The sequence below is a fragment of the Lysobacter sp. CFH 32150 genome, from assembly GCF_022758295.1.
Taxonomy (GTDB): domain Bacteria; phylum Pseudomonadota; class Gammaproteobacteria; order Xanthomonadales; family Xanthomonadaceae; genus CFH-32150.
In genome coordinates this window covers 111,965-132,479 of sequence record NZ_JALDWJ010000003.1, presented here as the reverse complement: position 1 = coordinate 132,479, position 20,515 = coordinate 111,965, and the positions used below count along the sequence as shown (strand labels likewise).

17 protein-coding genes are annotated in these 20,515 nt (G+C 64.0%); 4 read left to right on the top strand and 13 right to left on the bottom strand.

The window, feature by feature from the left end; genetic code table 11:
• Nucleotides 1-3: 3 nt before the first annotated feature.
• On the top strand, nucleotides 4-657 hold the full coding sequence (locus tag MO486_RS06845; protein ID WP_242905966.1) for an ABC-type transport auxiliary lipoprotein family protein: 654 nt from the start codon (nucleotides 4-6) through the stop codon (nucleotides 655-657).
• A gap of 48 nt (nucleotides 658-705) precedes the next feature.
• Here MO486_RS06845 and MO486_RS06840 read toward each other — a convergent pair whose 3' ends face one another.
• Nucleotides 706-1,302, bottom strand: a complete 597-nt coding sequence (locus tag MO486_RS06840; RefSeq protein WP_242905533.1) for an alpha-ketoglutarate-dependent dioxygenase AlkB — start codon at nucleotides 1,300-1,302, stop codon at nucleotides 706-708.
• A gap of 75 nt (nucleotides 1,303-1,377) precedes the next feature.
• Between MO486_RS06840 and MO486_RS06835 the strand changes: the two genes are divergently transcribed.
• The gene (locus MO486_RS06835; RefSeq protein WP_242905532.1) at nucleotides 1,378-2,985 is read left to right on the top strand and encodes an electron transfer flavoprotein-ubiquinone oxidoreductase; all 1,608 of its coding nucleotides are present in this window, start codon (nucleotides 1,378-1,380) and stop codon (nucleotides 2,983-2,985) included.
• A gap of 45 nt (nucleotides 2,986-3,030) precedes the next feature.
• On the opposite strand, the gene MO486_RS06830 is transcribed toward MO486_RS06835, so the two are convergent.
• The 3 genes from MO486_RS06830 to MO486_RS06820 all read right to left on the bottom strand — a co-directional run bounded on the left by MO486_RS06830 (nucleotide 3,031) and on the right by MO486_RS06820 (nucleotide 5,945).
• Entirely contained in the window at nucleotides 3,031-3,660 is a 630-nt protein-coding gene (locus MO486_RS06830) for a CoA transferase subunit B (RefSeq protein ID WP_242905531.1), read from the bottom strand.
• 29 nt (nucleotides 3,661-3,689) lie between these two features.
• Nucleotides 3,690-4,424: a CoA transferase subunit A gene (locus MO486_RS06825; RefSeq protein ID WP_242905529.1), complete on the bottom strand. Its 735-nt coding sequence runs from the start codon at nucleotides 4,422-4,424 to the stop codon at nucleotides 3,690-3,692.
• 108 nt (nucleotides 4,425-4,532) lie between these two features.
• Entirely contained in the window at nucleotides 4,533-5,945 is a 1,413-nt protein-coding gene (locus MO486_RS06820) for a mannose-1-phosphate guanylyltransferase/mannose-6-phosphate isomerase (protein WP_242905527.1), read from the bottom strand.
• 146 nt (nucleotides 5,946-6,091) lie between these two features.
• Here MO486_RS06820 and MO486_RS06815 point away from each other — a divergent pair, with 146 nt between their 5' ends.
• Both MO486_RS06815 and MO486_RS06810 read left to right on the top strand, forming a co-directional pair.
• Entirely contained in the window at nucleotides 6,092-6,838 is a 747-nt protein-coding gene (locus tag MO486_RS06815) for an electron transfer flavoprotein subunit beta/FixA family protein (RefSeq protein ID WP_242905525.1), read from the top strand.
• Between the two features lie 72 nt (nucleotides 6,839-6,910).
• Nucleotides 6,911-7,849 carry an electron transfer flavoprotein subunit alpha/FixB family protein gene (locus tag MO486_RS06810; RefSeq protein ID WP_242905523.1) on the top strand — a complete coding sequence of 313 codons (939 nt, stop codon included), beginning with the start codon at nucleotides 6,911-6,913 and terminating at the stop codon, nucleotides 7,847-7,849.
• Between the two features lie 48 nt (nucleotides 7,850-7,897).
• Here MO486_RS06810 and MO486_RS06805 read toward each other — a convergent pair whose 3' ends face one another.
• The 9 genes from MO486_RS06805 to MO486_RS06765 all read right to left on the bottom strand — a co-directional run bounded on the left by MO486_RS06805 (nucleotide 7,898) and on the right by MO486_RS06765 (nucleotide 20,507).
• Nucleotides 7,898-10,312, bottom strand: coding sequence for an FG-GAP-like repeat-containing protein (locus MO486_RS06805; protein WP_242905522.1), 2,415 nt, complete (start codon nucleotides 10,310-10,312; stop codon nucleotides 7,898-7,900).
• Between the two features lie 91 nt (nucleotides 10,313-10,403).
• On the bottom strand, nucleotides 10,404-12,731 hold the full coding sequence (locus MO486_RS06800) for an FG-GAP-like repeat-containing protein (RefSeq protein WP_242905521.1): 2,328 nt from the start codon (nucleotides 12,729-12,731) through the stop codon (nucleotides 10,404-10,406).
• Between the two features lie 137 nt (nucleotides 12,732-12,868).
• Nucleotides 12,869-13,882, bottom strand: a complete 1,014-nt coding sequence (locus MO486_RS06795) for a class I SAM-dependent methyltransferase (RefSeq protein WP_242905520.1) — start codon at nucleotides 13,880-13,882, stop codon at nucleotides 12,869-12,871.
• A gap of 22 nt (nucleotides 13,883-13,904) precedes the next feature.
• Nucleotides 13,905-15,518 carry a class I SAM-dependent methyltransferase gene (locus MO486_RS06790; RefSeq protein WP_242905519.1) on the bottom strand — a complete coding sequence of 538 codons (1,614 nt, stop codon included), beginning with the start codon at nucleotides 15,516-15,518 and terminating at the stop codon, nucleotides 13,905-13,907.
• A gap of 92 nt (nucleotides 15,519-15,610) precedes the next feature.
• Nucleotides 15,611-17,128: a sulfotransferase gene (locus tag MO486_RS06785; RefSeq protein WP_242905518.1), complete on the bottom strand. Its 1,518-nt coding sequence runs from the start codon at nucleotides 17,126-17,128 to the stop codon at nucleotides 15,611-15,613.
• Between the two features lie 2 nt (nucleotides 17,129-17,130).
• Nucleotides 17,131-18,216 (bottom strand): ABC transporter ATP-binding protein, encoded by a 1,086-nt coding sequence (locus tag MO486_RS06780; RefSeq protein ID WP_242905517.1) that lies wholly within the window; start codon nucleotides 18,214-18,216, stop codon nucleotides 17,131-17,133.
• A 2-nt stretch (nucleotides 18,217-18,218) separates the two neighbouring features.
• Nucleotides 18,219-19,031 carry an ABC transporter permease gene (locus MO486_RS06775; RefSeq protein WP_242905516.1) on the bottom strand — a complete coding sequence of 271 codons (813 nt, stop codon included), beginning with the start codon at nucleotides 19,029-19,031 and terminating at the stop codon, nucleotides 18,219-18,221.
• Between the two features lie 117 nt (nucleotides 19,032-19,148).
• Complete coding sequence (locus tag MO486_RS06770; protein WP_242905514.1) at nucleotides 19,149-19,598, bottom strand: hypothetical protein; 450 nt, start codon at nucleotides 19,596-19,598, stop codon at nucleotides 19,149-19,151.
• A 114-nt stretch (nucleotides 19,599-19,712) separates the two neighbouring features.
• Nucleotides 19,713-20,507, bottom strand: coding sequence for a CmcI family methyltransferase (locus tag MO486_RS06765; RefSeq protein ID WP_242905512.1), 795 nt, complete (start codon nucleotides 20,505-20,507; stop codon nucleotides 19,713-19,715).
• Between the last annotated feature and the right edge of the window lie 8 nt (nucleotides 20,508-20,515).

Here is a 20,515-nt window from a genome sequence, read left to right as displayed (position 1 = left end):
TCCATGACCACATCGAACGCCCGCGCAACCGCGTCCCGCTTCGCCACATGCCTCGGCATGCTGCTGCTGGCAGGTTGCTCGATCCTCGGCCCCAAGCCCAAGGACGCGGCGACGGTCTACGCACCCGATCCGCGCGTGCAGGCCGAGGCAAGCTGGCCGACCGTGCGCTGGCAATTGGCACTGGGTCGGCCACAAGGCGCCCGCAACATCGATAGCCAGCGCATCGCCGTGCGACCGACACCGAACGAACTGCAGGTCTACAAGGGCGCGCAATGGGCCAAGCCGCCGGGCGAGATGCTCGAGGATGCGTTGCTGCGCGCGCTCGAGGACTCGGGTCGCATCCCCGCAGTGGGCCGCCAGGGCAGCGGCATCGGTGCCGATTACCGCCTGCTGCTCGACCTGCGCCGCTTCGAATCGGATTACGCCGGCAATGCCACGCCCGCGGCGACCATCGAAGTCTCCGCCAAGCTGCTGCACGTGAAATCGCAGCAGGTGGTGGCCTCGCGCACGTTCCTGCAGGCGCAACCTGCGGCGGGCACCGCCGTACCGGAAGTTGTCAACGCTTTCGAGCAGGCGCTCGCGACCATCTCGCGCGACCTTGCAGGGTGGACGCTGACGACAGGCAACAGCTACGAACCTGTTGCACGGGCCAAGTAGCAACGCGGCGCGCTGTAGCGCGCACGTCGCATCGTAAGCGCCTGCGCACTACCGATTCGCTGCGTAGATCCGTCGGAACGTCAGATTGATCCGCGCACCCACCTGCTTCGCCGTGCGCGGCAACGCATGGCGGTAGTTCCGCTGCGTTTCGCCCGACATCACCAGCAAGCTGCCGTGCGGCAGGTCGAGCGCCAGCTTGCGGTCCGGATCGCCACGATGCTTGAGCACGAAACGTCGTGTCGCCCCAAGGCTCAACGACGCGATCACCGGCCGCGTACCGAGTTCTACTTCGTTGTCGCTGTGCAAGCCCATCGCATCGCGGCCATCGCGATACAGGTTGGCCAGCACGCTATTGAAATCGATGCACAACTCATCGCGCAGGCGCGCGCGCACCGGCAGTAGCGAGTCCGGCCATGGCCGCGGTTCGAAGTGCGTTCCCGAGTAGCGATAAGAAGCTTCGGGATCGCCGATCCAGCAGCTCAACCGCGGCGAGTCATGCTCACGGCCGAACAAACGGATGCGGTGGCGCTCCCACGCCACCCTCTCGCGCAAGGCCAGAAACAACGCATCCGCCGCGGCCGGCGCCAGCCAGTGCGGGTCAAACGCCAGTTCAGCGTCCGGCAAAGGCAGCGCTTTCAAGGACATGCATGGACGCTAGCACGGCGATTTGCCGGGCCCGGTGTAAAGCCGGAAAATCGTTGAATTGCCCAGGAGCACCGCATGACCGAGACCGAACGCGATGTGATGGAGTACGACGTCGTCACCGTCGGCGCCGGGCCGTCCGGCTTGGCGTTCGCGATCCGGCTCAAGCAGCTCAATCCGGAAATCAGCGTCTGCGTGATCGAGAAGGCGTCGACGATCGGTGCGCACATCCTCTCCGGCGCGGTGATCGAAACCGGTCCGCTTGACGCCCTGTTGCCGAACTGGCGCGACAATCCGCCGCCGATCTGCGTGCCGGCCGGCGAGGACGAGTTCTGGCTGCTCAGCAAGACCGGCGGACGCAAACTGCCGGTGCCCCCGGGCATGAAGAACCACGGCAATGTGATCGTCAGCCTGGGTGCGATGTGCGCGTGGTTGGCACCGCAAGCCGAGGCTTTGGGCGTCGAAATCTACCCGGGCTTCGCCGCGGCCGAAACGCTGCACGACGACGATGGCAAAGTGCTTGGCGTGCGCATCGGCGACATGGGTGTCGCGAAAGACGGGGCGCACAAACCCGGTTACACGCCGGGCATCGATATCCGTGCGAAGGTCACCGTGCTCGCCGAAGGCGCACGCGGCCATCTCACCAAGCGGCTCATCAAGCAATTCAAGCTCGATACGGAGAGCGATCCACAGGGGTATTCGATCGGCATCAAGGAACTGTGGCAGGTGCCGGAAGAGCGCGTCACGCCCGGCAAGATCGTGCACAGCTTCGGTTGGCCTGCCGACAACAAGACGTATGGCGGCAGCTTCCTGTATCACCTCGACAAGGGCCGCATCGCACTCGGCTACGTCAGCGGACTCGATTATCAGGATCCGGAATACAAGCCGTGGGAGGCCTTCCAGCAATGGAAGAACCACCCGATGGTCAAGCCGCTGCTCGAAGGCGGTAGCATCGTTTCCGCGGGTGCGCGCGCGATCGTCACCGGTGGTTATCAATCGTTGCCGAAAGTGGAAATGCCGGGGGCGCTGCTGATCGGCGATACCGCGGGCTTGTTGAACGTGCCGAAAGTGAAAGGCACGCACCAGGCCATCCGCTCCGGCATGCTGGCTGCCGAGCATCTCGTCGCCAGCCAGCTCGCGCCGGAAGGTTTCGACGCCAAGCTGCGCGCGTCCGACGCGATGACCGAGTTGAAGAAGGTTCGCAACATCAAACCCGGCTTCAAGCGCGGCCTGTGGTTCGGCATGCTGAATGCCGCATGGGAAACGATCACTGGCGGTCTCTCGCCGTGGACGCTGAAGAACAAAGCCGACTGGTCATCGCTCGACAAGCTCGGTGAGCAGGAATCACCGAAGCGCGATTACCTCGACCGCACGCTCGCACCGCGCGATCGCCTGGCCGGCGTCTACTACGCCGCCACCGAACACGACGAAGACCAGCCCGTGCATTTGCAGGTGCTCGACACCAACATCTGCGTCACCCGCTGCACCGAGGAATACGGCAATCCCTGTACCCGCTTCTGCCCCGCCGCCGTCTATGAGATCGTCAATGACGACGCCGGCAAACGCCTGCAGATCAACGCAGCCAACTGCGTGCACTGCAAGACCTGCGACATCAAGGATCCGTATGAGATCATCAACTGGGTCACGCCTGAAGGTGGCGCGGGACCGAACTACCAGAACCTGTAAACAAAAAAGCCGCCGGAAGGCGGCTTCTTGTACCTGACGGACCAATCACCGCGTGAACGGCACGCCGGTCCTTTCGCGCAATTCTTCTTCCGTCACACCGGGCGCAGTCTCCGTCAGCACCAATCCACGATCGGTGACATCGAACACCGCCAGTTCGGTGATGATGCGATTGACCACGCCGACGCCGGTGAGCGGCAACGTGCACTCGGGCAGGATCTTGTGCTCCCCATTCTTCGCGGCGTGTTCCATCAGCACGACGACGCGCTTGACGCCGGCGACCAGGTCCATCGCACCGCCCATGCCCTTGACCATCTTGCCGGGAACCATCCAGTTGGCCAGGTCGCCCTTGTCGGTGACCTGCATCGCGCCAAGGATGGCCAGGTCGATATGGCCGCCGCGGATCATCGCGAAGGAATCGTGGCTGCCGAAGTAGCTGGCGCCGGCGCGCGCGGTGACGGTCTGCTTGCCGGCGTTGATCAGGTCGGCATCGACTTCGGCTTCGGTCGGGAACGGGCCGATGCCGAGCAGGCCATTCTCCGATTGCAGCCACACGTCCATCCCTTCTGGAATGAAGTTGGCCACCAGCGTCGGCAGGCCGATGCCGAGATTGACGTAAGCACCGTCAGTGAGTTCCTGCGCGGCGCGCTGCGCCATTTGGTCGCGGGTCCAGGGCATGTCGACGAGTTTCCTGTGATTACCTGTAATCAGGCGGCGCGAGTGATGCGCTGTTCGATGCGCTTCTCGGGCGAGGCATTGAGCACGATGCGATCGACGTAGATGCCGGGCAGGTGCACGTGGTCCGGATCGATCGCACCGATCTCCACGATCTGCTCCACTTCGACGATGCAGACCTTGCCGGCCATCGCGCACGCTGGATTGAAGTTGCGTGCGGTCTTGCGGAACACGAGGTTGCCGGCCTTGTCGGCCTTCCAGGCCTTCACCAGCGACACGTCGGCCTTGAGCGCGGTTTCCAGCACGTAGTGGTGACCGTCGAACTCGCGCGTTTCCTTGCCCTCGGCGACGATGGTGCCGTAGCCGGTGCGGGTGAAGAACGCCGGGATGCCGGCACCGCCCGCACGCAGGCGTTCGGCCAGCGTGCCTTGCGGGTTGAATTCGAGTTCGAGTTCGCCGGAGAGGAACTGGCGTTCGAATTCCTTGTTCTCGCCAACGTAGGACGAAATCATCTTCTTGATCTGCCGCGTCTCGAGCAGCAAGCCGAGGCCGAAGCCATCGACGCCGGCGTTGTTGGAGATCGCGGTCAGTCCCTTGACGCCGCTATCGTGCAACGCGGCGATCAGCGCTTCGGGGATGCCACACAGGCCGAAGCCGCCGACGGCGAGCGTTTGGCCGTCGGCCACGATGCCGCGCAGTGCCTCGGCGGCATTCGGGAACACCTTGTTCTTCGCGGCGCCGTGCGTCGCGGCGATGGCCTCGGCCATGGGACAACTCCTTTCCAGATGCGCGCAGTTTAGCGTGCGCTTCCCGGCCACGGCATCGGACGTTGGGACAAGGGCGGCGCCCAACCAGGACGCCGCATCACCACGCGCTCAGTTACGGCCGTACACATCCTCGAGCCGGACGATGTCGTCTTCGCCCAGGTAGCTGCCGGACTGCACCTCGATCAACTCCACCGGCTCGGTGCCACGATTGCGCAGCCGGTGCACGCTGCCGAGCGGGATGTAAGTGCTTTCGTTCTCGTGCAGGTCGAACACCTTGTCGTCGCAGGTGACTTCGGCGACGCCCGAGACCACGATCCAGTGCTCCGCGCGCTTGTGGTGCTTCTGCAGGCTGAGTGCCGCACCGGGCTTCACCACGATGCGCTTGACCTGGAAGCGTTCGCCGACGCCGATCGAGTCGTAGCTGCCCCATGGCCGGTACACCTTGCGATGGAACAGGTGCTCGGTACGGCCAGCGGCCTTGAGCTTGTCGACGATGGCCTTGACGTCCTGCACGCGGTCCTTGCGCGCGACCAACGTCGCGTCGGCGGTGTCGATGACGACAAGGTCCTCAACGCCGATCGTGGCGATCATGCGGCGGTCGGACGCACGGACCAGGCTGTCGCGCGTATCGACCGAAATCACGTCGCCTTCGTGACGATTGCCGTCGGCGTCACGTTCTGCGACCGACCACAGCGACGACCACGAGCCGATGTCGCTCCAGCCGCAGCTCACCGGAACCACGGCGGCGCGGCTGGTTTTTTCCATCACCGCATAGTCGATCGAATCGCTGGGACTCGTGGCGAACGCGTCCTTGTCGATACGGATGAAATCGAGGTCGGATCCGGCCGTGGCATAGGCCGCCGTAGCCGCAGCGAGAATGTCCACCGCGTGCTGGGCGAGTTCGTCGAGATAACGCTGCGCCTTGAACAGGAACATGCCCGAGTTCCAGGCATAGGTGCCTTCGGCGACGTAACGCTCGGCGGTCGCCTGGTCGGGCTTCTCGACGAAGCGCTGCACGCGATACCCCGAGTCGCTGAGCGACTCGCCACGCAGGATGTAGCCATAGCCGGTTTCGGCGTAGTCAGGGCGGATCCCGAACGTGACCAGCCAGCCGGCTTCGCCCAGGTGCGCGGCTTGCGCCACCGCCTCCCGGAATGCGGCTTCGTCCTCGATCAGGTGGTCCGCCGGCATCACCAGCATCGTCGCGTCGGGGTCGCGCGCGACCAGGTGCAAGGCCGCCAATGCAATGGCGGGCGCGGTGTTGCGCGCGACCGGCTCGAGCAGGATGCCGCCGCTGGCGACGCCGATGTCCTGCAATTGCTCGCCGACCATGAAGCGGTGGTCCTCGCTGCAGACCGTCACCGGCGGCTGTACGCCTGGCAGCTTGCTGGCACGCAGGATGGTCTCCTGGAACAGCGAGCGATCGCCGATCAACGAGAGGAACTGTTTGGGCTGGTTCTGTCGCGACAACGGCCAGAGTCGCGTACCGCTGCCGCCACTGAGTACTACCGGATGAAGCATTCCGTCGCCTTTTGTCTGTCTGGCCTCGAAAGCATAGCCCACTGCCTCACTCTGGCCTCTGACCCGACTGCACCCCTCCGCCCCGTCCGCTAGAATTGCCGGTCTCGGCCACCCCCCGGCCGCGCCCCCTCAGGAATCCCCGCACGATGAAGATCCTCGTCGGCTACAAGCGCGTGGTGGACTTCAATGTCCGCATCCAGGTCAAGCCGGACGGCTCCGGCGTGGTCACCGACGGCGTCAAGCTGTCGGCCAACCCGTTTGACGAGATCGCGCTCGAAGAAGCCCTGCGCCTGCGCGACAAGGGCATCGCCACCGAAGTCGTGGTCGCCACGATCGCCCCGGCCGATGCCCAGGCGCACCTGCGCAACGGCCTGGCGATGGGCGCCAACCGTGCCATCCACGTCGTCAGCGACCAACCGATCCAGCCGCTGACCGCGGCCCGCACCCTGCTCAAGCTGATCGAGAAGGAACAGCCGGACCTGGTCATCCTCGGCAAGCAGGCGATCGACGACGACGCCAACCAGACCGGGCAGATGCTGGCCACGCTGTGGGGTCGTCCGCAGGCGACGTTCGCGTCCAAGCTTGAGGTTGCCGACGGCAAGGCCACAGTGACGCGCGAAGTCGACGCCGGCCTGGAAACGCTGGAAGTCGACCTGCCTGCGGTGGTCACTACCGACCTGCGCCTCAACGAGCCGCGCTTCATCAAGCTGCCGGACATCATGAAGGCCAAGAGCAAGCCGATGGAGACGATCGCGTTCGCCGACCTCGGCGTCGATACCGGCGACACGCTCAAGACCACGCTTTACGCGCCGCCGCCGAAGCGCAGCAAGGGCGTGATGGTGAAGGATGCGGCCGAACTGGTCGCTGCGTTGAAGCGAAAAGGCCTGTTGTAGGGTGGGCTTCAGCCCACCGCTTTTCAAATTCGATCATGGTGGGCTGAAGCCCACCCTACGTGGGAACCATTCATGAGCAAGGTCCTTATCGTTGCCGAACATCTCGACGGCAAGCTCAATGCGGCCACCGCCAAGTGCGTGTCCGCCGCGCAGGCGTTGAAACCTGATTCGATCGACATCGTCGTGCTCGCGGCCGACCCGGCCGCGATCGCCAGCGAAGCCGCGCAGATCGCCGGCGTCGCCAAAGTGCTGACCGTGGCCAACGCCGCCAACGCGAATGCGATCGCGCAGGTGTTGGCGCCACAAATCGCCAAGCTCGCCGCCGGCTACACGCATGTGTTCGGGCCCAGCACCACTTTCGGCAAAGACCTGATGCCCTGCATCGCCGCGCTGCTGGGCGTAGCGCAGGTTTCCGACGTGATGGCCGTCGAAGGCAGCCACACCTTCAAGCGCCCGATCTACGCCGGCAACGCCATCATCACCGTCGAAGCGCCGACCGACCACGCCGTGGTCGCGACCGTGCGTACCGCCTCGTGGCCGGAAGCGGCGCGTGGCGGCAGTGCGGCGATTGAAGCCGCCAGCGTGGACGCTGCACTGCCGACCCACACGCGTTACGTCGGCCTCGCTGCCGGCAAGTCGGATCGTCCCGATCTGCAGAGCGCGCGTCGCGTGGTGTCCGGCGGCCGTGGTGTCGGCTCTGCGGAGAACTTCAAGATCATCTACGACTTCGCCGACAAGCTCGGTGCCGCCGTCGGCGCCTCGCGCGCCGCGGTCGACGCCGGTTATTGCCCCAACGAGATGCAGGTCGGCCAGACCGGCAAGATCATCGCCCCGGAGCTGTACGTCGCCATCGGCATCAGTGGCGCGATCCAGCACCTGACCGGAATCAAGGATGCCGGCACGATTGTGGCCATCAACAAGGACGGCGAAGCGCCGATCTTCGAGATCGCCGACATCGGCCTGGTCGGCGATTTGTTCAAGCTGCTGCCGGAGCTGGAACAGGCGCTCTGAGGGATTTCGACCTGACGCGAGCGAGCGCTGGCACCGCTCGCTCCTTGCTCAGCGGATCAGGTTCCAGCCGGGGGGAATGTCGGCGATCACCGTGCTCGCGAACCCGATGCCACTGCCGGTCCACAGCACCAGTTTCGCGCCGTTGCTCCACACGATGTCGGCCTTGAGATCGGCGTTGTAATCGCCCCAGGTGCCGATGTTCCAGGTATTGCCCACGGCGAACGTCCTGGTCAGGACCAGGCTTGGGCCATCCATGATCCAGCAGGTCAGTTTCGTCTTCGCCGAGTCCCGCCACAGCAGGTCTGACTTGCCGTCGGCATTGATGTCGGCTGCGCCCTGCAGGGTCCAGCCTGCCGGATAGGCACGGATCGTCGAAGCAACGAACGAGGTTCCCGTACCGGTCCAGAGCACCAGGCTGGCACTGCTGGCCCAGACGAGATCGAGCTTGCCGTCGCCATTGAAGTCGCCACTCGCGGCCAGCCGCCATGTCGGACCGATGCTGCCGGCCCACGACCGGACCAGCGTCTTGCCATCCATGATCCAGTAGACGAACCGGGTGTTGGCCTGGTCTCGCCACAGCAGGTCGAACTTGCCATCGCCGTCGATATCGCCAGTCCCTGCGTAATTCCAGCCATTGGGATAGGCCCGGATCACAATCGGGGTCGGATAACCGACGATCCAGTACGTCCCGCCGTTCTTCCACATGTGCAACGCGCCACCGGCCGACCAGACGAGATCGACCATCGGGGAACCCGTCATCCCGCCCACGGCAAGCAGTTGCATGTTCCCGTAGTCGACTGGAGCGTCGAGCGGCCAGGATGAAGATGCAACGACCTGCGCGCCATCCATATTCCAATGGGCCAGCTCATTCCTGGCTGTGTCGATCCATAGGAGATCGGACTTGCCGTTGCCATCGACGTCGTTGCGCGTCTGCAGCGGCACTATCATCGAACGGAACCTGGCGATGACAGGGGCTGTCTGGGTCAGGCTGCGGGCATTGTCGGCCTGGTTTTCCACGCCGCATGGCAGATTCTCGCAAATCGAGATCCGCGGGTTGGAGAACAGGCGAGTCTCGTTCTGCCCGCTGTCGCCGTAGGCCATGATGGTGAAGAAATTGCCGCCATACACGTCGGTCTTCTGGCCGAAGGAATACGGGTAACGTCCGTAGTGCAGGCAAGGCGTAGTCGTGTTGCCGCAGGCGCCGTTGCTGTCCTCGTCGATGTAGGTGGCTGTCGCGCGGTCGTGCGCCGAACCCAGGTTGTGGCCGAGTTCGTGGGCGAGGGTCGTGTCGCGGCAGAAGTAGGACTTGTTGTCGGTTTCGTCCAGGTCGCTGCCATCGCTGACCACCGAGAACCCATAGGGCGCATCGCCCGCATCGATCGTCTGTCCGCCTGCACCCAGCAGCCATGCAATGCCGCAACCCTCGTTCTGGGGCGTCTCGAACTTGCGCACCAGCGAAACCAGGTCGGCGCCGTACTGGTCGCGAGCGTTACGCAAGGGAAGCAATGCAGCGGGCACCGGGGTGGTGCCCGATCCCGTCAGTTCGCGCAATGCACTGTCATTGCTGGTCTTGTCGGGGTAGCCGACTTCGACGGATTTGACCAGCCGTATGGTCACGGGAACCTGACTGTCGATCAGGCTCTGGTTCGCCATGTCGACTTTGCTGATCAGGCTCAAGCGGGCAATGGATTGCCGACGCCGCTCGCATTCCGCAGGGTCGAGGTTACAACCCGTGCCCCACTGATTCTTGAATCCGCTGGTGTAACCCATGACCAGGTCGACGTACGTCATACCTGAAGCTGTGGCAGCAGCAGCCGTAACCGGTGCCTGCAGCATTTGCGCCGCTGCCGCGCCTAAGCGTCCTGCGCGTGGCGGAACCAGATAGTCGGGGCGCGTCGGACGTGTGATCGGACTGTCGATGTCCGCGATCTTGCTTCGGTCCGTCGCGACCAGCCAGGTACGGCCGCCCGACATCGTCAACCGCAGCGGCAGCCGGTCGCCATCGGGAATGATGCCGAAAACGGCGTGCTCTCCGAATGTCAGGATGGCATCGCGCCCGCCACCCTCGCCCGCGATCCTGCCCACCCACGTCCAGTTGCCGTCGGCATGCTCGATATGCCGCTGATACCGGAATCGGAGCGATTGTCCGCGCGGATTCCTGACGACCAGTTCGCCATTCGCGATCGCACGCAAGGCGTGTTCTTCGCTCAGGTCGACCGGATGCCAGGCATAGGCGCCATCGTTACGCACGCTGCGCGAGCGATCGTATGCCAGCAATTCACCCCGGTCGGGCAACGATGCCAGGCGCCCCTGGACACCGCCTGTCGCGCCGGCCTTGGACGCCGTTCGGGCGTTACCAGAATCCGCCAGGGAAGGTTCAACATGCAGCTGCGTTTCATCCCGGTTCGGGGCGCAGGCGGCCAGCAGGCCGCACAGGATCAGTCCGCTTGGCAGAAAACGCATTCGATCCCCATTCCTTTGAACCAGACAAAACGAAGCCGGCTGCATGGAGCAGCCGGTATTCGTGCCAGTCGCTAAGTTGCGATCCGAATCGCTATTGCGCCCCGTTGATGATCGACCAGCCCGCGGGATAGCTCAGCCCCGTCTGCGCGACATAAGTACTGCCACTGCGCAGCCAGAATAGCATCGCTCCGCTGGCAGGCTTCCAGTCGAGGTCGATCTGGCGGTCACCATTGAAATCGCCGTTCGCCAACGGCGTGTAGCCGGCAGGTACGACTTGCGCCGCGGAGGCGGTCGTGGTGGCGCCATTGCGCAGCCAGTACGCGAACTTCTGCTGCGTGGAGTGGTACCAGAGCAGGTCGGACTTGCCATCGCCGTTGACATCACCACTGCCGATCGACGTCCAGCCCGCCGGGAAAGTGCCAGCGGCTGCGGTAGTGAAGCTGTTGCCGTTGCCGGTCCAGAGTTGCAGGGCGCCGCTCGTGTGACGCCACAGGATGTCGATCCGGCCGTCGCCGTTGTAGTCACCGGTGGTGAGCGGCGAATAGCCGCTGGCAACAGCCAGGGCCGAGGAGCGCACCAGCGTAGTGCCATTGAGCACCCAGTACGCCAGTTGGCTGGTGGTGGGGTTGAACCAGAGCAGGTCCGAGCGCTTGTCTGCATCGATGTCGGCGCTGGCGACCAAGTTCCAGCCGCCCGGATAGGCACGGAACGCCTGCACGCCGAACGCGTTGCCATTGCCGAGCCACATCTGCATCGTCGTCCCATTGCGCATGACCAGGTCAACACGGCCGTCGCCGTTGTAGTCGCCGCTGGTCAATGGGGAATAACCGCTGGCCACCACCTGGCTCGAGGACCGCACCCTGGTTGCACCGTTCATCACCCAGTACGCCAGCACGCTGTTGGTCGGGTGGAACCACAGCAGGTCGGATTTGCCGTCACCGTCCACGTCGTTGCGGGCCCGTACCGCGGTCCGGAATGCCGCAATGATCGACATGACCTGGTTCAGGCTGCGGGTATTGTCCGACGCGTTGACGACACCAGTCGGTCTCGGCGGCATGCCACCGGCACCGTCCGGGTCGTAGCTGACATTCGGGTTCGCGAAATACGGAATCGAGAACTGACTGCCGCCACTGCCATACGCCATGATCGTGTAGAAGCCCGTGGCCGAAGCCTCACGATATCCGTAGGAATACGGGTGCGTTCCTGGTCCATTGCTGTCATCGCTGTTGTGCGCTTGCCCGGCGTTATGGCCCAGTTCGTGCGCCAGCGTCTCTTCGCGGCAGAAGTAGCTATTGCCATCCGTTTCGTCGTAATCGCTGCCGCCGACCTGGTGGGCGCTGACGATCGAATACGCATAAGGCGCATCGGTCGGTTCGATTGGCAATCCACCACCACCAAGCAGCCAGGCGATGCCGCAGCCCTCGTTTTCTGGCGCCTGAAAGTTGCGCACCAGCGATACCAGGTCGGCCCCGGATTGTTCGCCAAGGATACGCAACTGGTTCAGGCTGGCTGGCACGGGCACGTTGAATTGACCAGTGCCGTCGTCGCCGGTCAACTGTTCCAGCGCGGATTCGTTCGTGGTGTTGTCCGCATAGCTGACCTGGATCGTGTTGACCAGGCGAATGCGCGAAACGATCAGGCTGCGGGCATAGGCCTGGTTCGTCTTATCGACGAGATTGTTCAGCCGGGTCACCGCCTGCGACTGCCCGCCCATCTCCGTGGTGAACCCGGTTGAATAGCCAAGCGCGACATCGATCGTGGCGGCTACAACGGGAGTGTCGGATGCGGCCGGCATGGACGCGGCGGCGCTCATGCGCTTGCCGGCGGTAAACGCGGCGGCGAGCTTGGGCGGCACGAGGTAATCGGGCTCTCCCGAGGGACGAATCAGCCCGTCCTTGTACTGCGGCAGGGAGAGGTTGTTTTCGACCATCCACGCATTGCTGCCCGTGGTCGCCAGGCGCAGCTCGCGTCCCGGGCCATACGGCAAGCTGCCAAAGACGGCCTTTTCGCCAAACGTGATGACGGCGTCGTGCCCGTTGGCGTCGTGACCGATCCAGGTCCAGTTGCCGTCCGGATGCTCGACGTGACGCTCGTAGCGCAGTCGCACTGGTGTGCCGTTGGGCGCAGTCACGGTCATTTCGCCATCGACGATGGCACGCAATGCGTGCGTTTCGCTCAGCTCGACCGGGTGCCATGTATTGGGCCCGACCTGCCTGGCCAGGCGGACGCGGTCGTAGTCCAGCAAATCGCCCCTGTCGGGAAGCGACGCGAAGCTGGCTGAAGCCCGACGCGATTTCAGCGGGTGCGCATCCACGCCCTCGACCTGAGCCCGGCCAAGCTGGCGCTCCTGAAGTGGGTCTCGGTCCGCGGAACAGCCGAACAGAAGGGCAAACAAAGCGATACCGAGCAGCGTGCGCATGACATTCACCACTTACGACTACATTTGAGGAGAACGGGATACCGATAGCGTACAGGCCAGACCGGGCCACGCCGACGGGCCGTGAGTGACGGGGCACTCACTTCTGTGCCGTGACTGGAATTCCTGGGCAGGCGAGTTTAACCGGGGCGTGCAGCGAGAGCGCCGGGCGGACGCACGCAGAACGCCGGCGTCCAGTGTTTGTAGACACGAGGTTCCACGGCCTCGTGCTTCACCATCACCGCGCACATGCGCGTGGGCTTGATGTGCCCCAGGTCGATCAGCATTTCGTTCAGGAACTCGACGAAGTCGATGAATGCACGGTCGTGGTCGTCTTCGGCGTCGAAGTTGGCCCCAAAACCGCGACTGGTGAATACGTCGATCAGGTTGCCGAAGCCAAGGAATGCCTCGAAACCGAAGTGCTGCGTCAGGATGGGAAGGATGTCCTGCGACCGGATGCCCTCGAACCCCTGGTTGGAACAGTCCCGGTTCTGATACTCGCTGTCGATCGTCTTGAGGATGTGGTGGTATTTCTTGCTGTCGGGGAGGAACCGCCAGATCTTGTCGACCACTTCAAGGGCTTCCGGCCAGCGCATGTGGCCATTGCGGCCGACCACGTCGATCGACACGAACACGCCGTCCGGATGCAGGGCCTCATGAATGGCCCCGATCAGGTGTTCCAGATCGAGGACGTGATGCAGCGCGTGGTGGCACATGGCGCCAGCGAACACCTGGCCACCCGGCCGCCAGGTATTGAAATCGGCTTCGACGAAGCTGAAGTTGCTGGAGAACCCGGCGGTTTCGACGAATGCGCGGGCGCGGTCGATCTGCAACGGCGATAGCTCCACGCAATGGAAGCGGAAATCCGTAACGCCTTCGCGCTTGAGCACGTTGGCGACCCCAACTTCCACCTGGGCATCCCCGCAACCGAAGCTAATGACATCACGCACGCCGGTACGCCGGATACGTTCGACCATCGGCATGGCGTAGAACTCGAGATGGTTGTTGACCCGGCACACATCCGCAAACCGCGGCTTGAAATACTTTTCCTGCCAGTAGCGGAAGATGTCCGCGAGCTGGCCGTGCATGTTCTCGGTGTTGGCGTATTGCCGGATCTGTTCCTTGATCCGTTCGTCGTGCGTCTTCTGCAACATGTGGCCGCCCCTTCGAATTGGTTCAGTGCCGGCCTGCGATCCAGTCCCGCAGGTGCGTGACCGCGCCCCGCGCGGGTGCAGCGGCATCCGGTATTGCGGCTTCTTCAGTAGCGATCGGGATGCACTGGAAAATGCTGATCCTGATCCGGGATTTCGCCGAGATCGGGTTTCCATCCAGGTCGGTCAGCGTGAACGTGATGGCGGACTCGCCAGGCTCGACCGCGAACCGCAGCATGCGGTCCTCGGTCTGCGCGATGAGCTCCGAAGCCACTTCCTGGTCGCCGTAGGTCACTCGAAGTTTCGCGGCCGGGACCTCGTCGTCCACGACCACCCGATAGCGCATCGCGAACAGCGCATTCTCCGGCACCCTCGCGTGCGCAACCGGAATGGCGGCCGTCGCGATCATCTGCCTGATGTCGCCCTTGCCCACGTCGTAGCGCCAGTCGTCCACCGGGAACGAGGCGGCACGGAGTTCATCCTCGCCGGCCGTCTGCATTTCCGGCAGGAGCTTGGTCCACAGGAGCAGTCCGGACTTCTGGTGGACGATGTCGTCGTACCTGACATGGTCGATCTCTCGGCAGTCGCGCCTGAACTTGCCGGCGGCGCGGCACTTGTCGTCGCGCTGGCGTTCGACGACGAACCGCAGCGTGCCGCCGAAGATCTTCGCCATCGCCTTCCGCCACGCCAGCGTCTTGGTGTTGCCCGGCCGCGCCTTCAATGCCGCGGCGACTTTCCTCGCCAGCTCCCACACCTGCTCTTCGGTGGGAAGTGAATACCCGAGCAGGCGATCCTGGGTGGACATCAGGGGTTCCGCCAGTTCGAGCTCGGCCAGCATCGACCAGGCGATGTAGCTCGCGAGCGCTTCCTCCTTGAGCCAGTCGTGCTCGAGGACGCGCTTGTCCATCTGCGTGAGCAGACCCTCGTGGTAGAGGATCTCTTCCTTCACGATGCCATGCCGGGCGAAGGTCTCGTAGTACATCTCCAGCGGGATCCTGTCGTTCTCCACCCTGCCGAACAACTCCGCGTTCCTTGCCCCGGGGAACGGTGAGGAAATCAACCGCATCACATCGCGCTGGTGCAGGTGGCTCTCGAACGGGGTGTATTGCGCCGCGCGGTTGGCATTGAACTCGTAGAAGCAGAACAGCCGTTCGCACGGTTCCCGCTGGCAGTAGAACAGGCCGCCATGGGCGAGCACCCGCATCATCTCGTCGATAATGACGTGCGGCTTGCGCGTGTGGTGGATCGACGCGGAAATCATCGCCACATCGAAGTAGCCGTCGGCGAACGGCAAGTCATGGAAATCCCCGACCACGCGGTCGGAGCTGCCGTTGATGCCCATCCGCAACGCCGACTGGCGGCCGACCTCGAGGTCACGATCGCAGATGTCGAACTGGGTGGACTCGAAGCCGTGGTCCTGGGAAAGCCTGTATCCGATGACGTGCTGGTAACACGCGATTTCGAGGTAGCGCGGCGACGGCTTCTCGAGCACGTGGGGGTGCCGCTGGATCAGTTCCGTCAGCAGCTTGTAGTACCAGTCGCCGTTCTCGTGGATCGACGGATCGCTCAACAGGTGATGCTGGGCCATCTCTCCGATCTGGGCGGAGAAATCCTGCAGGACACGCGCTTCAATCGTCATCTCGTCGCCTCTTCGAAGTGGGCAATGTTGCCGCCATCAATTGCGCGATCGACTGCGCGCATCCGTGCGTCCTGGCATGGCCGCCCCCAGCATCATTCGTACCTGCAGGACTTGATCAGGAACGAGAACTCGCGGATGTCCGCGCCAAGCCCAGCCACGGTAATCGGGGTATATGACGCCGACGATGCGATCGTCAGCACGACCGCCGAGACGGTGTCGCTTGCCGCCATCGCATCGAGGCCATCGAGCGGGATCTCGATGCTGAAATCCGGCAGCGCCGGAGGCAGCTTCAGGGCAAGTAGCTCCCGATCGCCTGCGCTGATCGTCAGCACGACATCCTGCAGCCCGAGGGCCGCGGGGAAAGCGCATCCCAGGTTGAGCACCAGCTTGCTGCGGTCGCTGCCGTAGAGGAGGAACAGCTCCGCCTGCCCCGCCATCCACTTGTCGTTGACCTGGTTGCTCAGTTCACTGCCCATGTGCAGGCCGGCCAGCGCAATCACGCCTTCGCTGAAGTCGACCGCGGACCCGTTCCCGTCCCCTGGCTCGTGGGCGTAGCCGAAATGCCTGAGCATCGGACCCAGGATCATCTCGATCAACCGGTGCTCGGTGGCGCTCAGGTCGAGGGCCTGGATGTGCTTCTTGTCGGTCGGGATGCTCAGCTGCGGCAGGATCTCCCTTGCCGCGTCGGTCATTCCCAGGCCCATCGCCGAATACACCTGCTCCATGACCGCGCGCGGATCGTGTACGAGGTCCTCGAACCGGCACACATGGAAGGAACCGGGGACGGCACGCAGCGAATACACGTACGCGGCGCGCATGAACCGGTAATAGTCGACGATGCCGCCAAGCACTTCCTTGGAGAACGCGGAATCGAAGAACGGCTCGTTCCGGAGCGCGCGGCGCTTCATCGATTCCAGCGTGGAATACGGTTCGCGCAGGATGCAGAACGCCTTCAGCGCCGGATCGGCCTCATGCAAGGCATCGAGGAAGAACAGGTTGTCTGGGGTTTTCTCGCCCAGGATGCGACGGGCGGTGACGTTGCCGAAATGCCTGGCGAGCAACTGCAAGCCCTGCTGGAACAGGTCCTTGCCGTATGCCCCGTTCCGGAACAGGTCGAGGAGCTCCTGCAGGAACGGCTCGAAGCTTTCCTGGTTCCACACCCGGATGCCCGGCCCACCGGGTTCGGCCAGACCATGGCGGGCGAGCAAATCCTCGTACTTCACCAGGCGTCTGAATTTCCTGACCCGGGCCTGCTCGGTACCCTCGACCAGCGATCCCCAGAACTCGGTGCGCAACCATTGCTCCAGCAAGGGCAGGTTTTCCGCGGGGAAAGGCCGGTCGCGTCCGAACGTAAACAGCTGCCGGAACAGGCTGGTTTCCATGAAATAGCAGTAGACATCCTCGTGGACGTTGAACAACTGCCCGAAGAACGTGGTGCCGCCCCTCGGCATGCCGCACACAACGAAACGCATCTGTCCCGCCCCACCCGCTGATGGATCACTCGCGACTTCTTCCGGCGCGCGCGCGATCGCTTCCACCAGGCGCGGCTCGTCTTCGCGTGCCGACACCGGCACTGCGGCGTCATGCGGGGGCTGCGGTGCGACCTGCATGCTCAAACGGCCTCCTTGCCAGCCATGGCGTCGTGCCCGGCGACCACGACCGAGGCGAGCACCTCGTCGCTGTCCCGCAACAACAGCCGGAACTCGAGTCCGGGGCGCAACCAGGCGCCGGTCTTGGCACTACCGACCTGTTCGCCGTGCGCGAACATCGCCTGGCTTCCGTCGGGACGCACCAGGAGCACGTCGACCGCTTCCGCACCACTGCCGGTGACATCCCAGGAAACCTCGCCCGCGTAGCGCACGTTGCTGGCCGGGGTCGGCGATTGGGTCACGCTGAAAACAATGTTTTCCTTGCGGATCGGCCCGCGGAGCAATGCCGCCTGTTCGCGTGCCTTCTGTTTCGCCTCCGCTTCGTAGCGATCGATCAGGTCCGCCGCCGGGCCCGCTTCGCGGATGCGCCCGCTTTCGAGCCAGATCGCCTTGTTCGCGACTCGGCGCAACAATTGCGCGCTGTGCGAGGCGATGACGACGATGTGCGCCGACTCGACGAAGCTGTTCATGCGCGCAACGACCTTCTCGCGGAACTGCGCATCGCCGGCGCCGATCCACTCGTCGAGCAGGAGGATCTCGCTCGAGAAAGCCGTTGCGATCGCGAACGCCAGGCGCATCGCCATGCCTTGCGAATAGGCGCGCAACGGCATGTGCAGGTACGGGCCGAGCTCGGTGAAGGCCACGATTTCCGGGAGGGCCCGCTCGATTTCGGCGCGCGACTTGCCGGCGATCAGCCCCTTCAGGACGATGTTCCGGTAGCCGGTGGCCTCCAGGCGGAAACCCAGCGAAATGTTGAACAAGCCGGACACCGGGCGGTCGCACTCGACGCTGCCGCTGTGCGGGATGTAGATACCGGCCAGCACGCGCAGCAAGGTCGACTTGCCGGAGCCGTTGTGGCCGATGATCGCAAGACGGTCGCCCTGCCGCAGGTCGATGGACACATCTTCCAGCGCGTGCACGTAGCGGTGACCATCGTGCGTTTCGACGGCGCCGCCAAGCTTGCCGGCTACGGGTGCGTAATCGGCCATCCCGGCGGCCTTGCCGTGCACGGGGAAGCGGATGGAGATGTTCGAGGCACGCAAATACATGTTCAGAGCCAGTAGGCGATCCGGTGGCGAGTCAGCGCATAGCTGGCGAAGCCGACGAACAGACCGACGATGTTGACGGCCAGGACGATGGCCCAGCTGTCGTAGGGAATGGCGTCGTAGATGAGCGGTTGCCGGACGATCTCGATGAAGTGCGTGATGACGTTGTACTGCGCCATCTTCGCCAGCCATGGACTCTGCGTGGGCACCCAGATGATCGGCGTGACGAAGAACAGCAGCCGCATCACCGTCTGGATGGCGTGCATCACGTCCCGGTACCGCGCACACAGAGGCGCGAGGATGGCTGCGAGCCACACCGGCGTGACCACGTACACCAGCAGGCCTGGTAACGCGGCCAGCATCACCGGCGACCACGCCTCCTTCTTCCAGACCAAGGCCAGGCCCATTACCACCAGGGTCAAGGCGAAGACGAGCCAGTTGCGGAAGATGCTCTGCAGGAAGAAGACGGGATACGGAATCGCCGCGCCGAGCAGCCAGCCGCTCGATGCGGTATAGGCGACGCAGGAGTCCAGCACCATGCTGTTGATGAAGCTCCAAAGGCCGAAGCCGATGGTCACGAACATGGCGAACTCGCCCAGCGGGACCGCGGCCATCTGCCCGAACACCAGGATCTTGACGAAGACGAAAATGGCGAAGGACGTGACGACCCAGGAGATGCCGAACAGCGTCCTCCGGTAACGGTCGGAGAGATCCTCCATACCGAGCGCGGCCCACAGCCGCCACATCCGGATCGCCTGTCTCCAGTCCTGCAATGCCTTGGCGAAGGCGGAGCCGTTGTTGCGTGCGATGGTCGTCAAGCCGTCAGATCCAGAGCGTGCGAAACGTTGCCCATGCGCCGCAGTTTAGTCTGCAGCGCGGGGGATGTCCTATCCGCGGCGCTGCCCCCTGGCCGCAGCCACGGGCAGTCGGTCGCATTACTGGCAAGGCACGGCGGCGACGGTAGCGCTGGCCAACTCGGTTGCATCCGCCTTGTTGCGCAGGCTCATCTTGCTGCCGGCACGGACCCATGCGCCCGTTTCCCGGCTGCCGCTGCGGCCGGCGGCAACGAACACCGACTCCTTGCCTTCAGGATTGATGGCGACGATGTCCACGGCCTTCACGCCCTCGAATTTGTTCGCGTCCCAATGCACGGTGACGACCGTCGGCCTGCCGCATGCCGACAGTGCGTCGGGCTCCAGCCAGATCGGCCCCTTCTCGACCGGTGCCGCCGGCTGCGTGTCCGCTACTTGCCCCGGCGCAGGGCCTGCCACGGTTGCAGCGGTGGCGGGTGCAGTGCCCGTCGCGGACGTGTCGGTGCCGCTGCGATCGCAACCGGCCGTCGCCACGGCAAGCAAGGCGATGGCGGTGATGAGTGGGATACGCATGATCAATCCTCAACAATGAATAAATGGAGCGAAGGGTCCGCTACCGCCCATGTACCGGCGGCAACGCGAATTCGGGGGTGCAGTCGGACGCCAGCCTACAATGCCAGCGCGACTTCATGCCAAGGGCGGATAGCGGTAGACCGGGTGCGGGTACATCTGCTCGGCGAACAGCTTGTCCGCATGCAGCAGGGTTTCCTCGATCGCCTGCATCGCGCCCAGGCAGGAGCCGTGGAGCGGGTCGTCGAAGACGAAGTAGCCGTCCTTGACCATGAAGCGCTTGGCTTCGTTGATCGCGTATTTCACGCCGTCGTAGATGTCGCAGTCGACATGCGCCAGCGCGATCTTGCGACCGTCGGCCATCAGCGCGGGGAACGTGTCGCTGAAGACTCCCTGGACCGGCGTCACCCAGGCATCGAGCCCGTTGGCGCGGATCGTGTTGCGGAAATCCTCGACATTGGTGTCGATGAAATCGCCCTTGTGGTGCAGGTCGCGCACGGCGTCGGTGTCCGGCATGCCGGCGTAGGTGTCGAGTGCGAACACCTTCGCCGTTGAACCCAGCGAACGCAGCAGCGAGGCCATGAAGATCGCGGAACCACCCTTGTAGCTGCCGAACTCGACGATGTCTCCATGCTCCAGCTGGGGCAGGCCGAACTTGATCAACATGTACAGGTTCATGAGCTTGGCCGGTGTCAGCAGCGAGCCGCGCGTCCTCGCCAGTTCCATGGCATCGCGGAAGTCCTGCTGGCGACCGATCTCGTCGACCAGCGAGCCGTATTCCAGCCCCCAGCCGCGGAGATGTCCCAGCTGGATCGCGCGGCCGCGGTCGAGCGCCCACGGGCGGATCGACAGGCGCGAGATTTCATTCAACAGTTCGGGATTGGATGTCGCCAAGGCAATCAACTCCTGCATGGTGTTCT

Bases quoted from the DNA above. Each gene is read 5' to 3' on its own strand.
- MO486_RS06815 (WP_242905525.1), top strand. From the start codon at position 6,092: ATGAAGATCCTCGTCGGCTACAAGCGCGTGGTGGACTTCAATGTCCGC.
- MO486_RS06845 (WP_242905966.1), top strand. From the start codon at position 4: ATGACCACATCGAACGCCCGCGCAACCGCGTCCCGCTTCGCCACATGC.
- MO486_RS06800 (WP_242905521.1), bottom strand. From the start codon at position 12,731: ATGCGCACGCTGCTCGGTATCGCTTTGTTTGCCCTTCTGTTCGGCTGT.
- MO486_RS06805 (WP_242905522.1), bottom strand. From the start codon at position 10,312: ATGCGTTTTCTGCCAAGCGGACTGATCCTGTGCGGCCTGCTGGCCGCC.
- MO486_RS06840 (WP_242905533.1), bottom strand. From the start codon at position 1,302: ATGTCCTTGAAAGCGCTGCCTTTGCCGGACGCTGAACTGGCGTTTGAC.
- MO486_RS06790 (WP_242905519.1), bottom strand. From the start codon at position 15,518: ATGACGATTGAAGCGCGTGTCCTGCAGGATTTCTCCGCCCAGATCGGA.
- MO486_RS06810 (WP_242905523.1), top strand. From the start codon at position 6,911: ATGAGCAAGGTCCTTATCGTTGCCGAACATCTCGACGGCAAGCTCAAT.
- MO486_RS06765 (WP_242905512.1), bottom strand. From the start codon at position 20,507: ATGCAGGAGTTGATTGCCTTGGCGACATCCAATCCCGAACTGTTGAAT.
- MO486_RS06825 (WP_242905529.1), bottom strand. From the start codon at position 4,424: ATGGCCGAGGCCATCGCCGCGACGCACGGCGCCGCGAAGAACAAGGTG.
- MO486_RS06830 (WP_242905531.1), bottom strand. From the start codon at position 3,660: ATGCCCTGGACCCGCGACCAAATGGCGCAGCGCGCCGCGCAGGAACTC.
- MO486_RS06795 (WP_242905520.1), bottom strand. From the start codon at position 13,882: ATGTTGCAGAAGACGCACGACGAACGGATCAAGGAACAGATCCGGCAA.
- MO486_RS06780 (WP_242905517.1), bottom strand. From the start codon at position 18,216: ATGTATTTGCGTGCCTCGAACATCTCCATCCGCTTCCCCGTGCACGGC.
- MO486_RS06835 (WP_242905532.1), top strand. From the start codon at position 1,378: ATGACCGAGACCGAACGCGATGTGATGGAGTACGACGTCGTCACCGTC.
- MO486_RS06820 (WP_242905527.1), bottom strand. From the start codon at position 5,945: ATGCTTCATCCGGTAGTACTCAGTGGCGGCAGCGGTACGCGACTCTGG.
- MO486_RS06770 (WP_242905514.1), bottom strand. From the start codon at position 19,598: ATGCGTATCCCACTCATCACCGCCATCGCCTTGCTTGCCGTGGCGACG.
- MO486_RS06785 (WP_242905518.1), bottom strand. From the start codon at position 17,128: ATGCAGGTCGCACCGCAGCCCCCGCATGACGCCGCAGTGCCGGTGTCG.